The sequence below is a fragment of the Hwanghaeella sp. genome, from assembly GCF_965227365.1.
In the GTDB taxonomy this organism is placed as follows: Bacteria; Pseudomonadota; Alphaproteobacteria; order UBA8366; family Aestuariispiraceae; genus Hwanghaeella.
In genome coordinates this window covers 3,486,064-3,504,380 of record NZ_OZ245754.1, presented here as the reverse complement: position 1 = coordinate 3,504,380, position 18,317 = coordinate 3,486,064, and the positions used below count along the sequence as shown (strand labels likewise).

General features: G+C 59.6%; 16 protein-coding genes. 12 read left to right on the top strand and 4 right to left on the bottom strand.

Annotated features, from left to right (window positions below; translation table 11 throughout):
- Window position 1 precedes the first annotated feature (1 nt).
- A complete protein-coding gene (locus ACQK2G_RS16125) occupies window positions 2-3,364 on the top strand; it encodes an efflux RND transporter permease subunit (RefSeq protein WP_425406059.1) in 3,363 nt (1,120 codons plus the stop codon).
- Between the two features lie 61 nt (window positions 3,365-3,425).
- On the opposite strand, the gene ACQK2G_RS16120 is transcribed toward ACQK2G_RS16125, so the two are convergent.
- Window positions 3,426-4,004, bottom strand: coding sequence for a hypothetical protein (locus ACQK2G_RS16120; RefSeq protein ID WP_425406058.1), 579 nt, complete (start codon window positions 4,002-4,004; stop codon window positions 3,426-3,428).
- A gap of 187 nt (window positions 4,005-4,191) precedes the next feature.
- Complete coding sequence (locus ACQK2G_RS16115) at window positions 4,192-4,776, bottom strand: TIGR00730 family Rossman fold protein (protein ID WP_425406057.1); 585 nt, start codon at window positions 4,774-4,776, stop codon at window positions 4,192-4,194.
- Window positions 4,777-5,053: 277 nt separating this feature from the next.
- On the opposite strand from ACQK2G_RS16115, the gene ACQK2G_RS16110 reads away from it, so the two are divergent.
- The gene (locus tag ACQK2G_RS16110) at window positions 5,054-5,530 is read left to right on the top strand and encodes a c-type cytochrome (RefSeq protein WP_425406056.1); all 477 of its coding nucleotides are present in this window, start codon (window positions 5,054-5,056) and stop codon (window positions 5,528-5,530) included.
- Window positions 5,531-5,618: 88 nt separating this feature from the next.
- Here the strand turns inward: ACQK2G_RS16110 and ACQK2G_RS16105 are convergent, their stop codons facing one another.
- Window positions 5,619-6,287, bottom strand: a complete 669-nt coding sequence (locus ACQK2G_RS16105; protein WP_425406055.1) for a cytochrome b/b6 domain-containing protein — start codon at window positions 6,285-6,287, stop codon at window positions 5,619-5,621.
- A gap of 371 nt (window positions 6,288-6,658) precedes the next feature.
- Here ACQK2G_RS16105 and ACQK2G_RS16100 point away from each other — a divergent pair, with 371 nt between their 5' ends.
- The 10 genes from ACQK2G_RS16100 (at window position 6,659) to ACQK2G_RS16055 (ending at window position 17,110) form a co-directional block, all read left to right on the top strand.
- Window positions 6,659-8,071, top strand: a complete 1,413-nt coding sequence (locus tag ACQK2G_RS16100) for a LysM peptidoglycan-binding domain-containing protein (RefSeq protein ID WP_425406054.1) — start codon at window positions 6,659-6,661, stop codon at window positions 8,069-8,071.
- Window positions 8,072-8,266: 195 nt separating this feature from the next.
- Window positions 8,267-8,974, top strand: coding sequence for a phosphatidylserine decarboxylase (locus tag ACQK2G_RS16095; protein ID WP_425406053.1), 708 nt, complete (start codon window positions 8,267-8,269; stop codon window positions 8,972-8,974).
- Window positions 8,975-9,081: 107 nt separating this feature from the next.
- On the top strand, window positions 9,082-9,945 hold the full coding sequence (locus ACQK2G_RS16090; protein WP_425406052.1) for a CDP-alcohol phosphatidyltransferase family protein: 864 nt from the start codon (window positions 9,082-9,084) through the stop codon (window positions 9,943-9,945).
- Between the two features lie 145 nt (window positions 9,946-10,090).
- Window positions 10,091-10,477, top strand: a complete 387-nt coding sequence (locus ACQK2G_RS16085; RefSeq protein ID WP_425406051.1) for a Zn-ribbon domain-containing OB-fold protein — start codon at window positions 10,091-10,093, stop codon at window positions 10,475-10,477.
- Window positions 10,474-11,625, top strand: a complete 1,152-nt coding sequence (locus ACQK2G_RS16080) for a thiolase (RefSeq protein WP_425406050.1) — start codon at window positions 10,474-10,476, stop codon at window positions 11,623-11,625. Before ACQK2G_RS16085 ends, ACQK2G_RS16080 begins: the two co-directional genes overlap by 4 nt.
- Window positions 11,626-11,648: 23 nt before the next feature.
- Complete coding sequence (locus ACQK2G_RS16075; protein WP_425406049.1) at window positions 11,649-13,781, top strand: acetate--CoA ligase family protein; 2,133 nt, start codon at window positions 11,649-11,651, stop codon at window positions 13,779-13,781.
- Window positions 13,771-14,625, top strand: coding sequence for a MaoC/PaaZ C-terminal domain-containing protein (locus ACQK2G_RS16070; protein ID WP_425406048.1), 855 nt, complete (start codon window positions 13,771-13,773; stop codon window positions 14,623-14,625). The genes ACQK2G_RS16075 and ACQK2G_RS16070 overlap by 11 nt, the downstream gene beginning before the upstream one ends.
- 35 nt (window positions 14,626-14,660) lie before the next feature.
- Entirely contained in the window at window positions 14,661-15,581 is a 921-nt protein-coding gene (locus ACQK2G_RS16065; protein ID WP_425406047.1) for an SDR family NAD(P)-dependent oxidoreductase, read from the top strand.
- Between the two features lie 304 nt (window positions 15,582-15,885).
- Window positions 15,886-16,239, top strand: a complete 354-nt coding sequence (locus ACQK2G_RS16060) for a hypothetical protein (protein WP_425406046.1) — start codon at window positions 15,886-15,888, stop codon at window positions 16,237-16,239.
- A gap of 79 nt (window positions 16,240-16,318) precedes the next feature.
- Complete coding sequence (locus ACQK2G_RS16055; RefSeq protein ID WP_425406045.1) at window positions 16,319-17,110, top strand: ribonuclease T2 family protein; 792 nt, start codon at window positions 16,319-16,321, stop codon at window positions 17,108-17,110.
- Between the two features lie 62 nt (window positions 17,111-17,172).
- Here the strand turns inward: ACQK2G_RS16055 and ACQK2G_RS16050 are convergent, their stop codons facing one another.
- Complete coding sequence (locus ACQK2G_RS16050) at window positions 17,173-18,279, bottom strand: response regulator (RefSeq protein ID WP_425406044.1); 1,107 nt, start codon at window positions 18,277-18,279, stop codon at window positions 17,173-17,175.
- Between the last annotated feature and the right edge of the window lie 38 nt (window positions 18,280-18,317).

The following is an 18,317-nucleotide window of genomic DNA, read 5'->3' as shown; positions in this document are numbered from 1 at the left end:
AATGTCTTTGATCGATGCCGCTTTGAGCCGTTCCCGAACGGTATTGAGCCTGCTGCTGTTCATTCTGGTGGCCGGATTCATAGCTTATCAGGCGATTCCGAAGGAAGCCGACCCGGACATCAATATTCCGATCGTCTACGTCTCCATGCACCACGAAGGCATTTCTCCGGAAGACGCTGAGCGGTTGCTGGTCCGGCCGATGGAGAAGGAACTCCGTTCGATCGAGGGCGTGAAGGAAATGCGGTCCACCGCGTTTCAGGGCGGCGCCAATGTGCTGATGGAATTCGAGGCCGGCTTCGACGCAGACGCGGCGGTAACCGATGTCCGGGAAAAAGTAGATCTGGCCAAGCCGGAACTGCCGGACGATACGGACGAACCCGAAGTTCACGAAGTCAATTTGAGCCTGTTCCCCGTTTTGAACGTGACGCTGTCAGGCGACGTCCCCGAACGGACACTGCTTCGCCTCGCGCGTGACCTGAAGGATGAGGTCGAGGCGATCCCGGAAGTGCTGGAAGCGAAGATCGTCGGCGACCGCGACGAGTCGGTGGAACTCGTTATTGATCCCGTTCTGCTGGACAGCTATGAAATCCGCGCCGACGAATTGCTGCAGGCCATTGCCCGTTCCAACGTCCTGATCGCCGCCGGAAATCTCGATACCGGGCAAGGCCGTTTCGGCATCAAACTCCCCGGCCTGTTCGAGGACGTGCGCGATATTCTGGACATGCCGATTAAGCAGGAAGGCGATGCTGTCGTCCGGGCGCGGGACATCACGAATGTGAAGCGAACCTTCAAGGACCCCGACACCTTCGCACGGATCGACGGTGAACGCGCCCTGGTGTTGGAGGTCTCGAAACGGACCGGCGAAAACATCATCGAAACCATCGAAAAGGTGCGCGCCGTCGTCACGGATGCCAGCCAGGTTTGGCCGGAGGGCGTGGTCGTCGGATACAGCCAGGACCAATCCAAGAATATCCGCCAGATGCTGACGGACCTGCAGAACAACGTCATGTCGGCGATCCTGCTGGTCATGATCGTGATCGTGGGCGCGCTCGGCGTGCGCGGCGGTCTGCTGGTCGGAGTCGCTATCCCCGGTTCCTTCCTGGCCGGCATATTGGTGCTCTATTCGATCGGCCTCACCGTCAATATCGTCGTTCTGTTCAGTCTGATCCTGGCGGTCGGGATGCTCGTGGATGGCGCCATCGTCGTCACGGAATATGCGGACCGAAAACTTGCCGAGGGGCTGAACAAGCGCGATGCCTATGGGATGGCGGCCAAACGCATGGCCTGGCCGATCATTGCCTCAACCGCGACGACCCTCGCGGCCTTCATGCCGCTGCTGTTCTGGCCCGGCGTTGTCGGCGAGTTCATGAAATTTCTGCCGATTACATTGATTGCGACATTGGCGGCCTCGCTTGCCATGGCGCTCGTTTTCGTCCCGGTCCTCGGGGCGAACCTGTTGACCGTAACCAAGGCCTTTTTCACCGTTGTCATCTCCGCGGCGCTTGCGGGCATTGCCGCCAATATCAGTCAGGCTGTCGGACTTGGGGTGCCGCCCACACTGCCGGGGGCGATCGGGTTTTTCATCGGCCTGTATCCGGGCTGGAAGATCGGCAGTTGGATCGGACGCGCGATGGAAGGCGCGGGCGGCGATGCGAACAGCGCGAAGACCCTGTCCGGCGACGCAGATGCGGAAGACCTCGACAAGGTCGGCGGATTTACCGGGCTGTATGTGAAAGTCCTAAAAGGCGCCCTGGCCCACCCCTTGATCGTCCTGTTCCTGGCGATCGGCGCGATGGGGGCGACCTATGTCAGCTACGGCATCTATGGAAAAGGCGTCGAGTTCTTCCCGGAAGTCGAACCCGACCAGTTGATCGTGAACATCCATGGCCGCGGCAATATGTCGGTTTACGAGCGCGATACTCTCGTCGCCGAGGTAGAACGCGAAGTGCTGGCGATCCAGGAAGAGCATGGCGAGTTCAAGACCATCTATACCTCCAGCGGTCAGTTCGAGGCCCGGGACGAGGATGCCGAGGATATTATCGGCAAGATCCAGCTTGAATTCGTCGATTGGGAAGACAGGCGCGGCGCCAATGCCATCAAGGCCGACATCCGGGAAAGGACCGCCCATCTTGCCGGCATTTTCGTCGAGGCCCGTCAGCCGGAAGCCGGCCCGCCGGTCGGCAAGCCGGTTCATGTGCAGTTGTCGTCGCGCGACCCGACCTTGCTCGACGATGCCGCGGCGAAGGTCCGGGCCTTCATGGATGAACTGCCGGGTCTTCGCGATGTTGAGGATTCCAGCCCGATTCCCGGAATTGAATGGGAGTTGACCGTTGACCGCGCGCAGGCGTCCAAGTTCGGCGCCGACGTCTCGCTGATCGGCAATTTCCTGCAACTGGTCACAAAGGGATTGAAGGTTAGTGATTATCGGCCCGACGACGCCGATGACGAGATCGACATCCTTGTCCGGTTTCCCGAGGAATACCGAACGCTGGAGCAACTCGATCGTATCCGCATCGTGACGTCGCAGGGTTCTATCCCGGTCGGCAATTTCGTGGATCGTTCGCCGGAACCGAAAACCGGCCTGCTGCGCCGCGTCGACAATAAGCGGATCGTCTTCATACGTGCCGATGTAGAAGACGGCGTGCTGCCGAACGACAAGGTTACCGAGATCCGGGAATGGCTGGAAACGGCGGGTCTGCCAAGTCAGATCGACGTAACATTCAAAGGCGAGGATGAGGAGCAGGCAGCGGCTCAAGCCTTTCTGATGAAAGCGTTCGCCGTCGCTCTTTTCATCATGGGGATCATTCTTGTGACACAGTTCAACAGCTTCTATTCAGGGCTGTTGATCCTGTCGGCGGTGGTGATGTCCACGGTAGGCGTGCTGCTTGGCCTGATGGTCATCCAACAACCGTTCGGGATTGTGATGAGCGGTATCGGCGTGATCGCCCTGGCCGGGATCGTCGTGAACAACAACATCGTGCTCATAGACACCTACGACCACCTGGCCAGGATAGAGAAGGACCTCAAACTCGCGATATTGAAAACCGGCGCGCAGCGTTTGCGCCCGGTCATGCTGACGACCGTGACGACCATTCTGGGCCTTATGCCGATGGTGATGCAGACGAATATCGATTTCATCACGCGCGAAGTATCGACAGGCGCGCCGTCCACTCAATGGTGGGTGCAATTGTCGACGGCCATCGTGTTCGGCTTGGCTTTCGCCACCATCCTGACGCTGGTCGTGACGCCTAGCCTGCTTATGCTGCGCGCCAGGTTCATCATGCGGCGCCGGGAAAAGGAGGAGCGGGAGGCACAAGCACGTTCCGAGGCAAGCGGTGGGCCCCTTCAGGCACCGGCGGAATAGAGCAGAAGGACTGGGCTGTTTAACGAGGAACTCGGAGCGATCTCGATAGGCGGACGCGCTGCTAGTCGAAAAGCGCGTCGATGGCGGATTGGTCCATGACGATTTTCTCTTCCTCGTCTTCCGTCTCCGCCGGTTTGGTGACGTCCAGAACCGGGACGCTTTCGTCCATTGCGGCAAAGGCAGTGGCGGCGGCGCCTTCCACGCCGTTGATGATGCCGCTGCATCGATCGATCATGCCTTGCAGGGCCTGACTGGACGTGTTGCAGATCGTGCGCGTACGGTCGGCATCGCCGGTCGCCACGGCGGCATCCAGCGCCGCAAATGTCTCTTCCACAGTCTGGTCCATGCGCGCGACGGTCATTTCCAAGGCCTTGCGGTCGGCATCCAGAACATGGTCATAGGCCGCGATTGCCAGATCCTTATGGGTGAATGACGAATCCTGGAAATGCTCCGCGTATGTCTTGGGCTTCCATTCCTTGGTCTCATCCAACATTTCCGGCATGTCCGGAATCAAGTCCAGCATCATGACCAGTTCATTGAAATGGTTCAGGTAGTCCGTCGACAACAACGTGTCCGAGTTGATCGTCGTATTCTCGACCAACTTACGAAATGTGCGCGTGAACTTGAACTGATCGGACAACAACCTGCTCCGGTCGGAATGGCAAACAAATCACACTTACTGTAGAACCATTAAGAATTAGCAAAGAAAAATACGCCGGGCTAGCCGCCGGTTTTCGCCAGTTTTCCGGGTGGCGCAACGCCATGTCCGATCCGGTTTGCTGCGGCCGGACCGTTTTTTAGTGCGAAGCTGGAGAACGTCCTGTGCGCTAGGTGCGGTCCGATTGGATCCCGACATCGCTCTTCGGTTCGTTTCTGAGCGTCGGCAGGATATCCGCGACGGTTGAAACGACTTCGAACAGATCCCGGTTGCGCTGATGGGCAAAGCCCTCTTCGACGATATGATCCACCGTCCCGATCAAGGGCGACCAATACCCGTCGATATCGGCCATCACGATCGGCTTGTCATGCAGCTTCAACTGCCGCCAGGTCAGAATCTCGAAGAACTCATCCAGTGTGCCGAAACCGCCGGGCAGGACCACGAATCCGTCTGACCGTTCCGCCATGATCTGTTTCCGGACATGCATGGAATCCACTGCAATCAGTTCCGTGAGGTCTGCCTTGCCGACTTCCGTATCGTTCAGGAAATGCGGAATGATGCCCGTCACTTCGCCGCCATTCTCCAGAACGGCGTCGGCGATAATGCCCATGATGCCGACTTGGCCGCCGCCATAAACAAGGCGGATCTGTTCACGGGCCAGAATCCTGCCTAGTTCCACGGCCGCATCCTTGTAGGATTGCCGGACACGGGAGGATGAACCGCAATAGACACAGACGCTTTTTATGTTTCGCATGGCGTTTCCAAGAGAAATGGCATTTGCATGACAACCGCTGCGGCGAGGCGACGGCGTTATGCGATACGAGATAAACAGCCTTCGCAGGCGACGCAACCGATCGATATGATGCGCCTGTTCTAATTGATTGCGGATCCGGTTTGAAAAGGGTGAGAATGCCGATGAACCGGTTGGCAGGCAGGCATGATCACGGGCAAGTGAACGCGACGCCATATTCATGCCTATTTTTGCCAGTATTATCCGGATCTCATCTAACGTTTGCACCGGGAGAACATTGATGACGTTTAGGAATACCCTTACCGCTGCCGCGACCGCACTGGCGCTGGTCGCCGGTTCAGCCGTTGTGGCGCATGCCTCGTCGCAGGACGATACGATCAAGCAGAGGCAACAGGCGATGAAGGACATCGGCGCCCAGATGAAGGTCATCAAAGGCTATCTCGGCGGTAGCGGTACCGCCGAGGACGTGGCCGCCGGCGCCGCCAAGATCAACATGTTGATCAAATCCACCGGCGATCTTTTCCCGGCAAATACCGCGCCCGGCGCGAGTGGCGTTACCGTAGAAACGGAAGCACTGCCGAAGATCTGGGAAGATCCCGAGGGCTTCGCCAAGGCTGCTGCGGTTCTTGAAGCCGAATCCGCCAAGCTTGAGGAAGTCGCCGCCTCCGACGATCCCGAAGCGATCGGGGCCCAGTTCGGCGCAATGGCCAAGAACGGCTGCGGCGGGTGCCACAAGGTCTATCGCGTCAAGAAGTGAGCTGATTGCGATAATCGCTATCTCTTGCCGATACGCAAACGGGCGCCTTAGGGCGCCCGTTCTGTTTTCGCAGCCTGGTTTTCCGGCTCTATAGGGTCGGCAGAATCCAGACGACAAAAATCATGGCGAGAACGGCCAGTACGAAGACGAAAAGGCCGCGACTGAGCGGAACCAGCGTCGGCGGGGTCGTCGGTCCGTCTTCACCGTAGCTGCGCCAACCGGTAATCATCGCGCGGATAAGGCCTTCCCGTTTGAACCCCTCATGGAAGGCCACCGCCGCAAGGTGAATGCCTACGATTATGAGGAGGAGGTCGAATAACAGGAAATGCAGTTTCGACGCCTGGTTTCCAATTTCAAAGGAAACCATGTCACTCAACGGGCCCGCGTTGATGAAATCGACATCCTGCGCGAATAGACCGGTGGCGACCTGCGCTGCCAGGAAACCGATTAGGGCGAGCACGGCGTAACCGCCCATTGGGTTATGGCCGATCTCGTTGCCCGGTTTCCGCTGGGTCAGTGATTTCATATAGCCTAGCACTGTGAGGGGCGATTTCAGATAGCTGAGCAGCTTCGACGTGTCGCTCCCCGCGAAGCCCCAGACAAGGCGAAAAAGAACAAGGGTGAGAATGCCATAGCCGGAATAGTAATGGATTGTGAAATAGTCGAACTCGGCGCTGGCCCATGATGTGATGAACAGCGCTACAAGGCACCAATGGAACAGCCGTGTCGGCAGATCCCAGATCTTGATTTCCCGCATGTGTGCCTCCGTTTCTAGGTCGGGTCGAGACCGATTGCCGCGATTCCTGTTCCGGCCCAAATAGAGCCTTCGGGCATTGTCGGATTGCAAAGATTGCACCGAATTGCGTCATGATGGCGAAAGTATTACATTTAAAGCATGAATCTCTGTTTGAAGAGAATCAATGTATGAAGAAATGTTCTCTGCGTATATCTGCGTGGGGGAATCCGGAGAACGTTTGGGGATAGTCGGAGGTGCGCCCTTCCGCCAGATTGGATTGGATGGAATGCGCGCCCGGCTGATAGGGAATGCCCTGGGGCATTCATGGAATCATTTCAGCCTGTTTGGTGCGCCCGTCGCCCGGTTCTCGGCTGTGTATGTATGAGGCGACTTTGAATCGAATTATCCTTGTCGGCATTGCAGGCGTCGCGATCCTCGTTGCGGCGCTCGGGTTGAATTTCTGGCTCAACAGGGATTCCGCCTTGGAAACGGCGACGGGCCCTGCGGAAACGCCCCGGGTGGTCGCCGAACCGGAAGGTGTGCAAGAATCCACCGCGCCGACGGTACAGGAACAGACCCAGTCCGACGCTGCAAAGCCTGCTGCCGGGTCAGAGGGCGCCTCGGAGAACCGCCAGGAAACGGCGCAAGAGGACAGCCAGCCGGCGCCTCAAACCGCAGCGGTTCCGTCGACTTCCGCAGGCACGTCGGGAAGTTCGGGATCAACAGTCTCCCCGCCGACAGGTTCGACGACCGCGAATACACCGCAAACGACGACCGGATCAGCGCAGTCACCGTCAACAGGCACCGCGAAGTCTGATCCGCCAAAATCCACGACGGAGAGCGTCCAGCAGCAAGCGGCTCGCGGCACCTCGCAGGAGCAACCCGCATCGACGGCGGATACGGCTTCCGCGCCGCCGTCCGATGATGCTGCGAAAGCCGCGGCCGAGGATGCGAACAAGCCTGCCTTCGACGTCGTCCGGCTCAGTCAGCAGGGCGATTCGGTGATGGCCGGGCGCGCGACGCCGGGGGCCACCGTCGAAATTCTGGCCGGTGACAAGGCTATCGGGACTGTAACCGCCGACGAGCGGGGCGAGTGGGTGTTCCTGCCGACCGAACCGCTGCCGCCGGGCAATCACGAACTCTCCCTTCGCGCGAAAAATCAGGAAGGCGGGGAAACGAAATCGGACCATGTCGTTGTCCTGGTCGTGCCCAAGAAGGGGGAGGACATTGCGGGGCGGCCGACCGAGGAGGATAGCCAGCCCCTGGCATTGCTGGTTCCCAGCGAAGGGGGCGAGGGCACGACGACCATCCTCCAGAAGCCGACTTCCGTGCCGGGCGGCGTGGAAGCGGAAACTGGAGATCTCGCGCTGGATTCGGTCGACTATGACGATAAGGGCGATCTGGCCCTTTCCGGGCGCGGTAAGCCGAACGCATCGGTTCGGGTTTATTTGAACAATGACTTCGTAGGTGAGGCGCCGGTCGACGATGAAGGGCGCTGGCAGGCCAAGCCGCCTGAGAATGTCGAGCCCGGCGTTTACGATCTGCGGGTGGACCAGGTTGTCGAGCAACAAGTCGTTGCCCGCCTGGAACTGCCGTTCAGCCGATCCGGTCCGATCACCGCGCTGAAGGATGAACAACTCATCATCGTTCAACCGGGCAATAGCCTTTGGCGGATCGCGCGGCGGACCCTTGGCGAGGGGCTGGCCTATACGGTGATCTACGATGCGAACAGAAATCAGATCCGTGATCCGGACCTGATCTATCCGGGACAGATTTTCCAGGTTCCTAAAGGTGCCGTGAATTAGGGTGCTGGAAAGGGAACCTGTTGCATTGATGCCGCCTTTGCGAAGGAAAGGGCTGATTGGCGGGATTCCGCCATTGCTCCTTTCGGCAGGATGGGTAGAAACAAAGCCGCTTTTTCAGGAAGAGACCTGGGCCTTGGATTGGCCTATCATGGGATCTTCTAATATCATGTTTGCGCAGATGGCGAGGCAGCATCAATGTCCCTAGTCGATACCATCAAACCGGTGCTCACCCCGATCAACAAGGAAGGGTATCCGTTCATAACCCTTTTTCTGATCGCGACATTGGTCGGATGGCTGTTATTCGGCGAAGGTGTCCTTGCGGTGGGGTTATTGTTGACGGCGTGGTGCGTCTATTTCTTCCGCGACCCTGCCCGTGTGACACCGGTCAAGGAAGGCTTGGTGATCAGCCCTGCCGACGGCGTCGTTCAGATGATCCGCAAGGCGGACCCGCCGCCGGAACTAGAGTACTCCGGAAAGCAGATGCTGCGCATCAGCGTGTTCATGAATGTCTTCGACGTGCATGTGAACCGAGTCCCGATAGACGGCCACATCACCAAGCTGCATTACCGTCCGGGCGCTTTCCTCAACGCCTCGCTCGACAAGGCGAGCGAAGATAACGAACGCCAGTCGATCCTGATGGAAACGCCGGATGGCAAACAGATCGCCTTCGTGCAGATCGCCGGTCTGGTCGCGCGTCGGATACTTTGCGACCTTGAACCGGGACAGGATGTTCATACCGGAGAGCGCTTCGGCATGATCCGCTTCGGCAGCCGGGTTGACGTGTACGTGCCGGAACGGACGCCGGTTCTGGTCTGCGAAGGCCAGCGCTGCGTCGCCGGGGAGACGATCCTCGCCGATTTGGGCAAGCGGCCGAAGGAATCGCTGAACGGCGTGGTTCGCTGACGCGCCTCGTCAAGCGGACGGACCGCCGGGCGTTCTTGAGGCGCGCGGTCTCGGATTGTAGTCTGCTGCCCAGAGCAGCCTTGTCGCACAATGTAAGGCCGGAATGAATGACGCCTGATCGTAGAACCAAGCGCAGATCCCGCCGGGGACGCCGCCTCAGAGGCCTTTCCGTCCACGGATTGATCCCTAACGCGATCACTGTTTCCGCCACATGTGCCGCTTTGACCGGCGTGCGTTTCGCATTGGAACAACGTTGGGAATTTGCAGTCGGCGCCATTCTTCTGGCGGCGATCCTGGATGCCCTGGACGGCAGAATGGCCCGTTTGCTGAACGCGACGAGCGATTTCGGCGCCCAACTCGACTCCCTGTCCGATTTCGTCGCCTTCGGCGTGTCGCCCGCGATGATCATGTATTTCTGGGCTTTGAACGGGCTTGGCGGGTTCGGTTGGGTGATCGCCCTGTTCTTCGCGGTTTGCGCGGGGCTTCGTCTGGCCCGCTTCAACAGCCGGATCGATAGCCTGCCGTCTTACGCCTACAACTATTTCCAGGGTGTCCCCGCGCCGGCAGGGGCTGGCTTGGGGATGTTGCCCATCATCTTCTTCCTGGCCTTTCCGGAACTGGGACAATTGCCTGCCCCGGTGATCGCGGCCTGGATGGTTGGCGGCGGCCTGCTCATGGTCAGTGAATTGCCGACATATTCCTTCAAACGGATCAAGGTGCCGCGGCGTTTCCTGCTGCCGTCCATGGCGCTGGTGGGGTTGGCGGTTGCGGGCCTGGCCGGTCAGCCCTGGGTTACCCTTTTCGTCGTCCTCGCCGTCTATATGGCGACCTTCCCGATTTCCTTCCGGTCCTATCAGCGCCTGCGGGAGGCGGCAGAGCGCTTGCAGGATGAAACCGACGACGATTCCGGGAACGACGAATCCGGTCAATCGAACGGCAATGGCGCCGTGCCGCTCCGTCCCGTGAATTGAGCCGAGGGCCCACCCTATTCTTCCCCCGCCAGTTGGCCTTGCGACGGGCAACGCTTATGCCGAAGTGGAAACGTAGTTTTCCGGATTTCGGGTTGGCCTTCGGGACCGATTTCCGATGAAGTGACGCCGTCCAAGGGAGGAAACAGTGAACAACGAACCGGACGGTCCTACCGGCCCGCAAGCGGCCTATGAAGCGTTCCTGAAACAGGGACGTTTCATGATCCAGAAATCGGCATCCACCGGCGAATACGTCTTTTACCCGCGGGTCTGCTCTCCATCCGGGGCGCAGGATCTGGAATGGGTTGAGGCCAGCGGTCGCGGCACCGTCTATGCCGCGACCATGAAACGCGGCCGGGACGGCGCGACCAGCATCGTGCTGATCGATCTGGAAGAAGGGCCGCGGATGATGTCGACCATCGCCGGGGACCTCGACCTGCCGATCGGCACCAAGGTAATCGCACGGGTCGAGACAACGGGTGACCAACCGCGTGTCGTCTTCGACCCCGTCCCGAATGGGGAGGATGGCCAATGACCAGTTCCTTGCGCGGAAAGACCGCGATCGTCGGCCTCGGAACCGCAGGAATGGGTGAGGCGCCGGGGTTTTCCGCCCTTGACCTGATGGCGCAGGCTTCCCTGGCCGCAATCGAAGATGCCGGCTTGAACCTGACGGATATCGATTCCGTCTTCACGGCGATGAGCCAACACGCCTTGGCTTCGATGAATGTCGTCGAGTATCTCGGCATCAAGCCGAAATTCTTCGATAGCACCAATGTCGGCGGCTCAAGCTTCGAAATGCACCTGCTGCAGGCGACCTTGGCGTTGGAGGCTGGGCTCTGCGACACGGCATTGATCTGCTACGGATCGAACCAACGCACCGCGAGCGGCAAGCTCGTTTCCGCCGCGGAACCGAACTGGCATGAAGTGCCGTATCACCCACGCCATCCGATCACCGCTTATGCCCTGGCGGCTGGCCGTCACATGCATGAATTCGGCACGACCCGGGAAATGCTGGCCGATGTCGCGGTTGCCGCGCGCGGTTGGGCGAACATGAACCCTGAGGCCTTCGCGCGTGGCCCCCTGACCCGACAGGACGTGCTCGACAGCCGAATGATCAGCGACCCCCTGTCGAAACTGGATTGCTGCCTCGTTACGGACGGTGCGGCCGCCTGTATCCTGACCAGGGCAGACCGCGCGCGCGATCTGAAACAGAAGCCGGTCTATTTTCTCGGCGGGGCCGGCGCCAACTGGCACCGTTCCATCGTCGCGATGCCGGACCTTACCGTCACCGCGGCGGCGGATAGCGGCCCGCGCGCATTCGAGATGGCAGGGGTGACGCATGACGATATCGACCTCGCCATGCTCTACGATGCCTTCACGATCAACACGATCCTTTTCCTGGAGGATCTGGGTTTTTGTCCGAAAGGCGAAGGCGGTCGTTTCGTTCAGGATGGACGCATCGCGCCGGGCGGCGAACTGGCGGTCAATACCAATGGCGGCGGTCTTTCGTGCGTTCATCCGGGCATGTATGGAATGTTCCTGATTGCCGAAGCGGTAACGCAGATCCGCGGCGATGCGGGCGAACGACAACTGGCGGCGTGTGACGTGGCACTGTTGCATGGAAATGGCGGAACGCTCTCCAGTCAGGTGACGTCTTTCCTGGGTTCGGGCAATACAATCTAGAAAATTTAGGCGAGGATGTATTCGTGGCGTATGATTTCACTTCCCTGACCAATCTTCTCGCCCCGAAAACCGTGGCGGTGGTCGGCGCTTCCGCAAATCCGATCCGGATCGGCGGTCGGCCCATCTCCTCCATGCTGAAGGCGGGCTTCACGGGTACGATTCTGCCGGTCAATCCGAAGCGAGACGAAATTCAGGGCCTGCCCTGCTACGCGTCGGTTTCCGACCTTCCGACCGATCCCGATGCGGCCATCGTCGCCGTGCCCGCCGTGGATGTCCTGCCGGTCATAGAGGACCTCGGGCAAAAGGGGTGTCGTTGCGTCACCCTGTTTTCCGCCGGCTTTGCCGAATTGGGCGAAGAAGGCCGCTTGATGCAGGAGCGCCTGATCGAGACCGTTGACAGACATGGTATGCGATTGCTCGGCCCAAACACGCTTGGCGCATTCAATGCGCTGAACGGGTATTACGGTACTTTCAGCAGCTCGCTGGACAGCGGTTATCCGATCCCCGGCAATATCGGTATTGCCAGTCAGTCCGGCGCTTATGGCACGCATCTTTTCGCCGTGGCCAGGAACCGGGGTCTGGGCGCTTCCGTCCTGGTTGCTACCGGAAACGAGGCCGATATCACCGTGGGCGATGCGATCGGTTGGATGGCCCAAAGCGATGAAGTGGAGGTAATCTGCGCCTATCTCGAAGGCTTCAACAAGCCGGACCGACTGCTTGAGGCGCTGGAACTTGCGCGAGACGCGCGCAAGCCTGTCTTTGTTATGAAAGTGGGACGCAGCACGCTCGGCGCGGCGGCGGCGCAATCTCATACGGCGACCTTGACCGGTGATGATGCCGTGGCCGACGCCGTGCTGGCTGAATACGGGGCGGTGCGCGTCGACCAGACCGAGGACATGCTGGATTTCGCCTATTGCGCCCACCAAAGGGTTTATCCAGCGAACAACACGATGGGTTTCATCACGATCAGCGGCGGCGGCGGCATTGTCGCCAGTGACGAGGCGGACGCCATAGGATTGTCCATGCCGCCGATGCCCGAAGATGCCCAGAAGGAATTGAAGGAACTGCTGCCGATCAGTTCGCCCGTCAATCCGCTGGACGCGACCGCGCAGTCGATCAACGAACCGAGCCTGATGGAAAAGTTCACGCGCGCCGCCTTGGAAAAAGGGGGCTATAGCTCGATCTGTGGATTTTTCACCAGCGTAGGCGGTGCGCCGGTTCTGGTCCCCAGTGTCATCGAAGCCCTGAAGCCGATCCGCAAGGAATATCCGGACCGGTTGATGGTTGTCTGTGTCGTGGCGCCGAGTGATATCGTAAAGCAGTATGAAGAGGCCGGCTTCCTGGTGTTTGAGGATGGAAGCCGCGCGGTCCGCGCCATTCATGCGATGGGGGTGGTCGGCGACAACTTCGCGGCGGCCGAAGCCGCACAGGGCGCGAAACCGGTCCTGCCTTCGGTCTCGCTTCCGGAGGATACGCCGGATGAGTTCCAGTCGAAAGCTTTGCTGGCCGCGGCAGGGATCACCGCTGCACCTGAGGTGGCCGCGACATCGAAGGACCAAGCCGTTGCCGCTGCGACCGAGATTGGATTCCCGGTCGTGATGAAGATCCTTTCGCCCGACATTCTGCACAAGTCAGAGATCGGCGGCGTTCGCCTTGGAATCGGTTCGGCGGAAGAGGTGGCGCAGGCGTATGACGCCTTGCTCGAAGCGGCAAAGACCCATGCGCCGAAGGCCCGCGTAACGGGCGTGCTGGTCGCCAAGCAGTTGAACGGCGGTACGGAATGTTTCATGGGGGTCAGCCGGGACCCGGCCTTCGGTCCGGTCGCCGCTTTTGGCCTGGGCGGCATTTTCGTTGAAATCCTGAACGATGTCGTGATTCGTCGCTGTCCTTTCGATGAAGCGGCCGCGCGGGAGATGATCCTATCGATCAAGGGCAGTCCCATTCTGACCGGTGCACGCGGGCGCGAACCGGTTGATATCGATGCCTTGGCATCGATGTTGTCGAAACTTTCCGGTTTCGCCGCCGCGGCCGGTCCGCGGCTGAAATCGATCGACATCAATCCCGTCATGGCGATGCCGGGATCAGGCGGCGCTTTCATGCTGGATGCGGTTGTGGAGACCGACACGGGCAAGGAAGGCGGCGGCCATGGCGATTGATCCCGACTACCTGTTGAACATCGACCTGCCGGAGGTACGCCAGACAGTCGGGCCGCGCGACTATGCGCTCTATGCCCTGTCAATCGGTGTCGGGCAGGACCCCTTGGACGAACGGCAATTACGGTATGTCGGCGGGTTCGAGGAGATTGAGCCCTTCCCCGCCATGCCGGTTGTGCTGGGGCATCCCGGCTTCTGGCTTTCCGACCCGAAGACCGGTGTCGATGCTGTCCGCCTCGTGCATGGCGAACAGGGGATGACCGTTCATGCACCCTGCCCGGCAGAAGGGGTGGTGGTCGGCAAAACCCGCGTCACCGGCCTTGTAGACAAGGGAGAGGGACGCGGCGCGTTGCTCTATTGGGAAAAGGAACTGCGCGATGCGGATGCCGGAACCCTGTTGGCGACCACCCGCAGCACGGTCTTCCTGCGCGGGGATGGCGGGTTCGGCGGGCCATCCGGGCCAGTTAAGCAAGCACATAAGATGCCGGAGACCGATCCGGAACTGTCCTTCGAGTCCAAAGTCCGGCCCGAGCAGGCCCTGCTGTACCGTTGGCAGGGTGACGACAATCCGTTGCATCGGACGCCGGAAGTGGCATCGAAGGCAGGCTTTGACCGACCCATCCTGCATGGGCTGTGCACCATGGGCATGGCTTGCCATGGTCTCTTGGCGGTTTTGTGTGACTATGACGCTTCCCGTTTCCGTGGGGTTGATCTGCGCTTTACCGCGGTGGTCTTCCCGGGAGAGACATTGCGGACCGAGATATGGCGCGACGGGTCGTTCCGCACCCGCGTTCTGGAACGGGACAAGATCGTTATAGACAACGGCAAATTCGACTATATCCGATAACACGCGAATTGCCCGTCGGCAGCAGGGAGAAGAACATGTCCGATGTCCTGGGATTGCAAGACAAGGTCGCCATCGTCACCGGCGCGGGCGGCGGCATCGGCCGTGGCATCGCGCTTGAAATGGCGCGGGCCGGCGCCAGAGTCGTGATCAACGATATCGGCGTGTCCCTGGCGGGCGAGGGCGGGTCGGCTTCCCCGGCGGAAGAGACAAAGGCCATGATCGAGGAGATGGGCGGTCAGGCCGTGATCAGCACAGACAGCGTTTCCGACTGGGAAAGCGCGAAGAGGATCGTGCAATGCGCGCTGGTTAGTTTCGGTCGCCTGGATGTCGTTGTGAACAATGCCGGCATCCTGCGGGACGCGATCTTTCACAAGATGGACCCGGCCGATTGGCGGGCCGTCATTGATGTTCACCTTAACGGCAGTTTTTATGTCAGCCGTGCGGCGGCGGACCCGTTCCGGCAACAGATGAGCGGCGCCTTCGTTCATATGACAAGCACGTCGGGCCTGATCGGGAATTTCGGGCAAGCGAATTATTCTGCCGCCAAACTGGGCATTGTCGGACTGTCCAAGTCCATCGCACTCGACATGGCGCGCTTCGGTGTGCGCTCCAACTGCATCGCGCCATTCGCCTGGAGCCGCATGACAGGATCGCTTCAACCGAAGACACCCGAGGAAGCGGAGCGGATCGAACGGCTGAAGCAGATGACGCCGGAAACCAATGCGCCGCTGGCCGTCTTCTTGGCCTCCAACGCCGCGGCGGATGTCAGCGGCCAGATTTTCGCCGCGCGCCTTAACGAAGTTTTCCTGTTCAACCAGACCCGCCCGATCCGCAGCGTCCACAAGGCCGAGGGCTGGACCCCGGAGACGCTCGCGGAACGCGTCTTGCCGGCTTTCAAGGCCAGTCTGACGCCGCTTGAACGCAGTGGGGATGTCTTCGCCTGGGACCCGGTTTGAGCCCTTTTGGACCTGGCGGCATGATACGCTATTCGCAGGACAATACCGGCATGATCGTCAGCCCTGTTTCCGCGCATTTCTGTATGAATTTCCACCGGTCATTAGGAACTTCTTAAATTCTTTCCAGGTATGGTGCCGCATAGTTTGAAAAGGACGCCGTTATCAAACGCCGCGGCGCATTTGTTCAGATTTATGGTTTGATGGTGTCATACGATTTGAGTGCGGGTGGCCTGTGTCTATAAAAATGGAAATTGATTGGCCGAACGGGATCATTGAATTTCGTGTTACAGGGTCTTTGACGGCAATGGCCATCGTTGACGGCTATGCTCTGTTGAGTGCAAGCCCGATGAACAGGGCGTTGCGTGGAATCGTCTGGGACGCACGTGCGGCCGATTTTAAGACACTCGATGCCGAGACGATGAGGGCTGCCTTGCGCGCAAACCCCTTGCCGACCGATATTCTTCAAAATCTTCGTATCGCCACCGTATTGTCCGAGGAGTTCTGGACGGAGGCGCAGGACCTTGGCAGGGATTGGGTCGAGGTCGGCAAATCGCTCGACATTGCTGATCGCCGACTGTTTCAGAACCTTCAGGAAGCCCGCGATTGGGTGACGCAGAACACACGCGATGCGGACAAGACCCAAGCGGCCGGTTGTTAAGGGCGGCGCTTGGCCTGCGGTCTGATCGACGCTTGGTCGGGTCGGATGATCCGCAACGGGAACGCAGAGGCTGCTGCCGATGTTCAAAGCGATAGCCGCACTCGATTACCGGACCCTCCGTGTGCTGCTGACGGCCACGATGGTGACCGGCGCCCTGCTGATGCTGTCTTTCGCGGGGGATGCGACGTCCGGGAAATCGGAAGACAACCTTCTGGCTCTGTCCTGGCAGCCGGCCTTCTGCGAACTTCGTCCCGGGAAATCCGAATGCAGACGGCTGAATGCAGGGCATTTGCCGTCGGCCGCGCGGCAACTTTCCCTGCACGGCCTCTGGCCGCAACCACGCGGCAAGGATTATTGCGGCGTATCGGATGCGGATCGGAACATCGACAAGAAGGGGGACTGGTCCTCCCTGCCCGAACCGGCGATCGACGCCGAAACGCTCGGCCGGTTGCAGGCAGCGATGCCAGGGATGGAGAGCCATCTGCACCGGCATGAATGGATCAAGCACGGCACCTGCTATCAGACATCCGGCGGAAATGATGCGGCCGACGTCTACTACGATGACTCGTTGTATGTCACCACCGCCATCAACCGATCCGTCGTGGTCTCGTTTCTGACCGCTCGGATTGGAAATAGGGTCGATACACACGTTGTCCGCGATCGGTTCGATGAGGCCTTCGGCCCTGGCGCAGGGGAGCGTGTGGCCTTTGTATGCAAGCAGGATGGAAGCAGAACCCTGCTTCAGGAAATGCGAATTGGATTGCGCGGGACGGTTTCGCCGGATCGGGCCGTAGGGGATTTGATCCGCGCCGCGCCTACCGTTCCCATAGGATGCCGCTCGGGAATTGTAGATCCCGTAGGGCTGCAATAATCCGTCACGTCAATACAGGCTGAGACCTTGAATGGCCGACCTCAAGCGGGGGAGGACCATTGTCATGTGTCCTCCTCATCCGCGAATTCGCGCGCGATTTCGCTGAACCGCACTTCGATTTCCAGGAATGCATCCACGATATCCGGGTCGAAATGCGTGCCTCGCCCTTCCCGGATCATCGAAACCGCTTTGTCATGAGAGAAGGCGGGTTTGTATATCCGCTTCGATATAAGGGCGTCATAGACATCCGCGACCGCCATTAGGCGTCCGGAAAGCGGAATTTCTTCTCCTTTTAATCCCGCGGGATAGCCGGACCCGTCCCACTTCTCGTGATGGTTCTGGGCAATTTCCCGGGCATAGCGAAGAAAGGATGTCTCCGTTTCGTCCAGCACCTTTTCCGCGACCATGATGGCTTCCGCGCCGAGCGTGGCATGGGTCTTCATGATCTCGAATTCTTCCGGTGTATGTCGACCGGGTTTGAGCAGAATTCTGTCAGGAATCCCGACCTTACCGATGTCGTGTAATGGCGCGGATTGATAAAGAAGATCGATCGTTTCGCGATCGAGAAACGATGCGTATTTGTCGTGACGACTTAAATGCTGCGCCAGAGCTTTCACGTAGTTCTGGGTACGCCGAATGTGGTTGCCCGTTTCGTTGTCGCGGGTTTCGGCCAGGGAGGCCATCGCGTTGATGGTTACGTCTTTGATCCTCTGAATGTCTCGCGTGCGCGACTGCACTTCCGATTCCAACCATTCCGCTTTGTCTCGCAGGAAATCGGCGTGGCTCTTGAGGAGCAGATGATTACGGACACGTGCCTGAACCAGCGGCGGACTGATCGGTTTCGTGATGTAATCGACGGCGCCGAGTTCCAGTCCGATCTTCTCGTCCTCCGGGTCGGTCCGGGCGGTCAGGAAAATCACAGGGATGTTCTTGGTATTCTCGTCGGCCTTCAACCGGCGGCAAACCTCGTACCCGTCCATTTCCGGCATCATCACGTCCAGCATGATGAGGTCCGGCGCCTCGGCGGCGCCGGCAATGCGCAGTGCCCTTTCCCCATTGGTCGCAACCTTCACGCGGTAATGCTCACGCAGCAGGTCGCTCATGAGGGAGAGGTTTTCAGGCGTATCGTCGACGACAAGCACCGTCGAACTCAAGTCATTGGAATTCATGTCAATGTAGGTCCGGCTGTAGCGAGATGTGGGTGGGG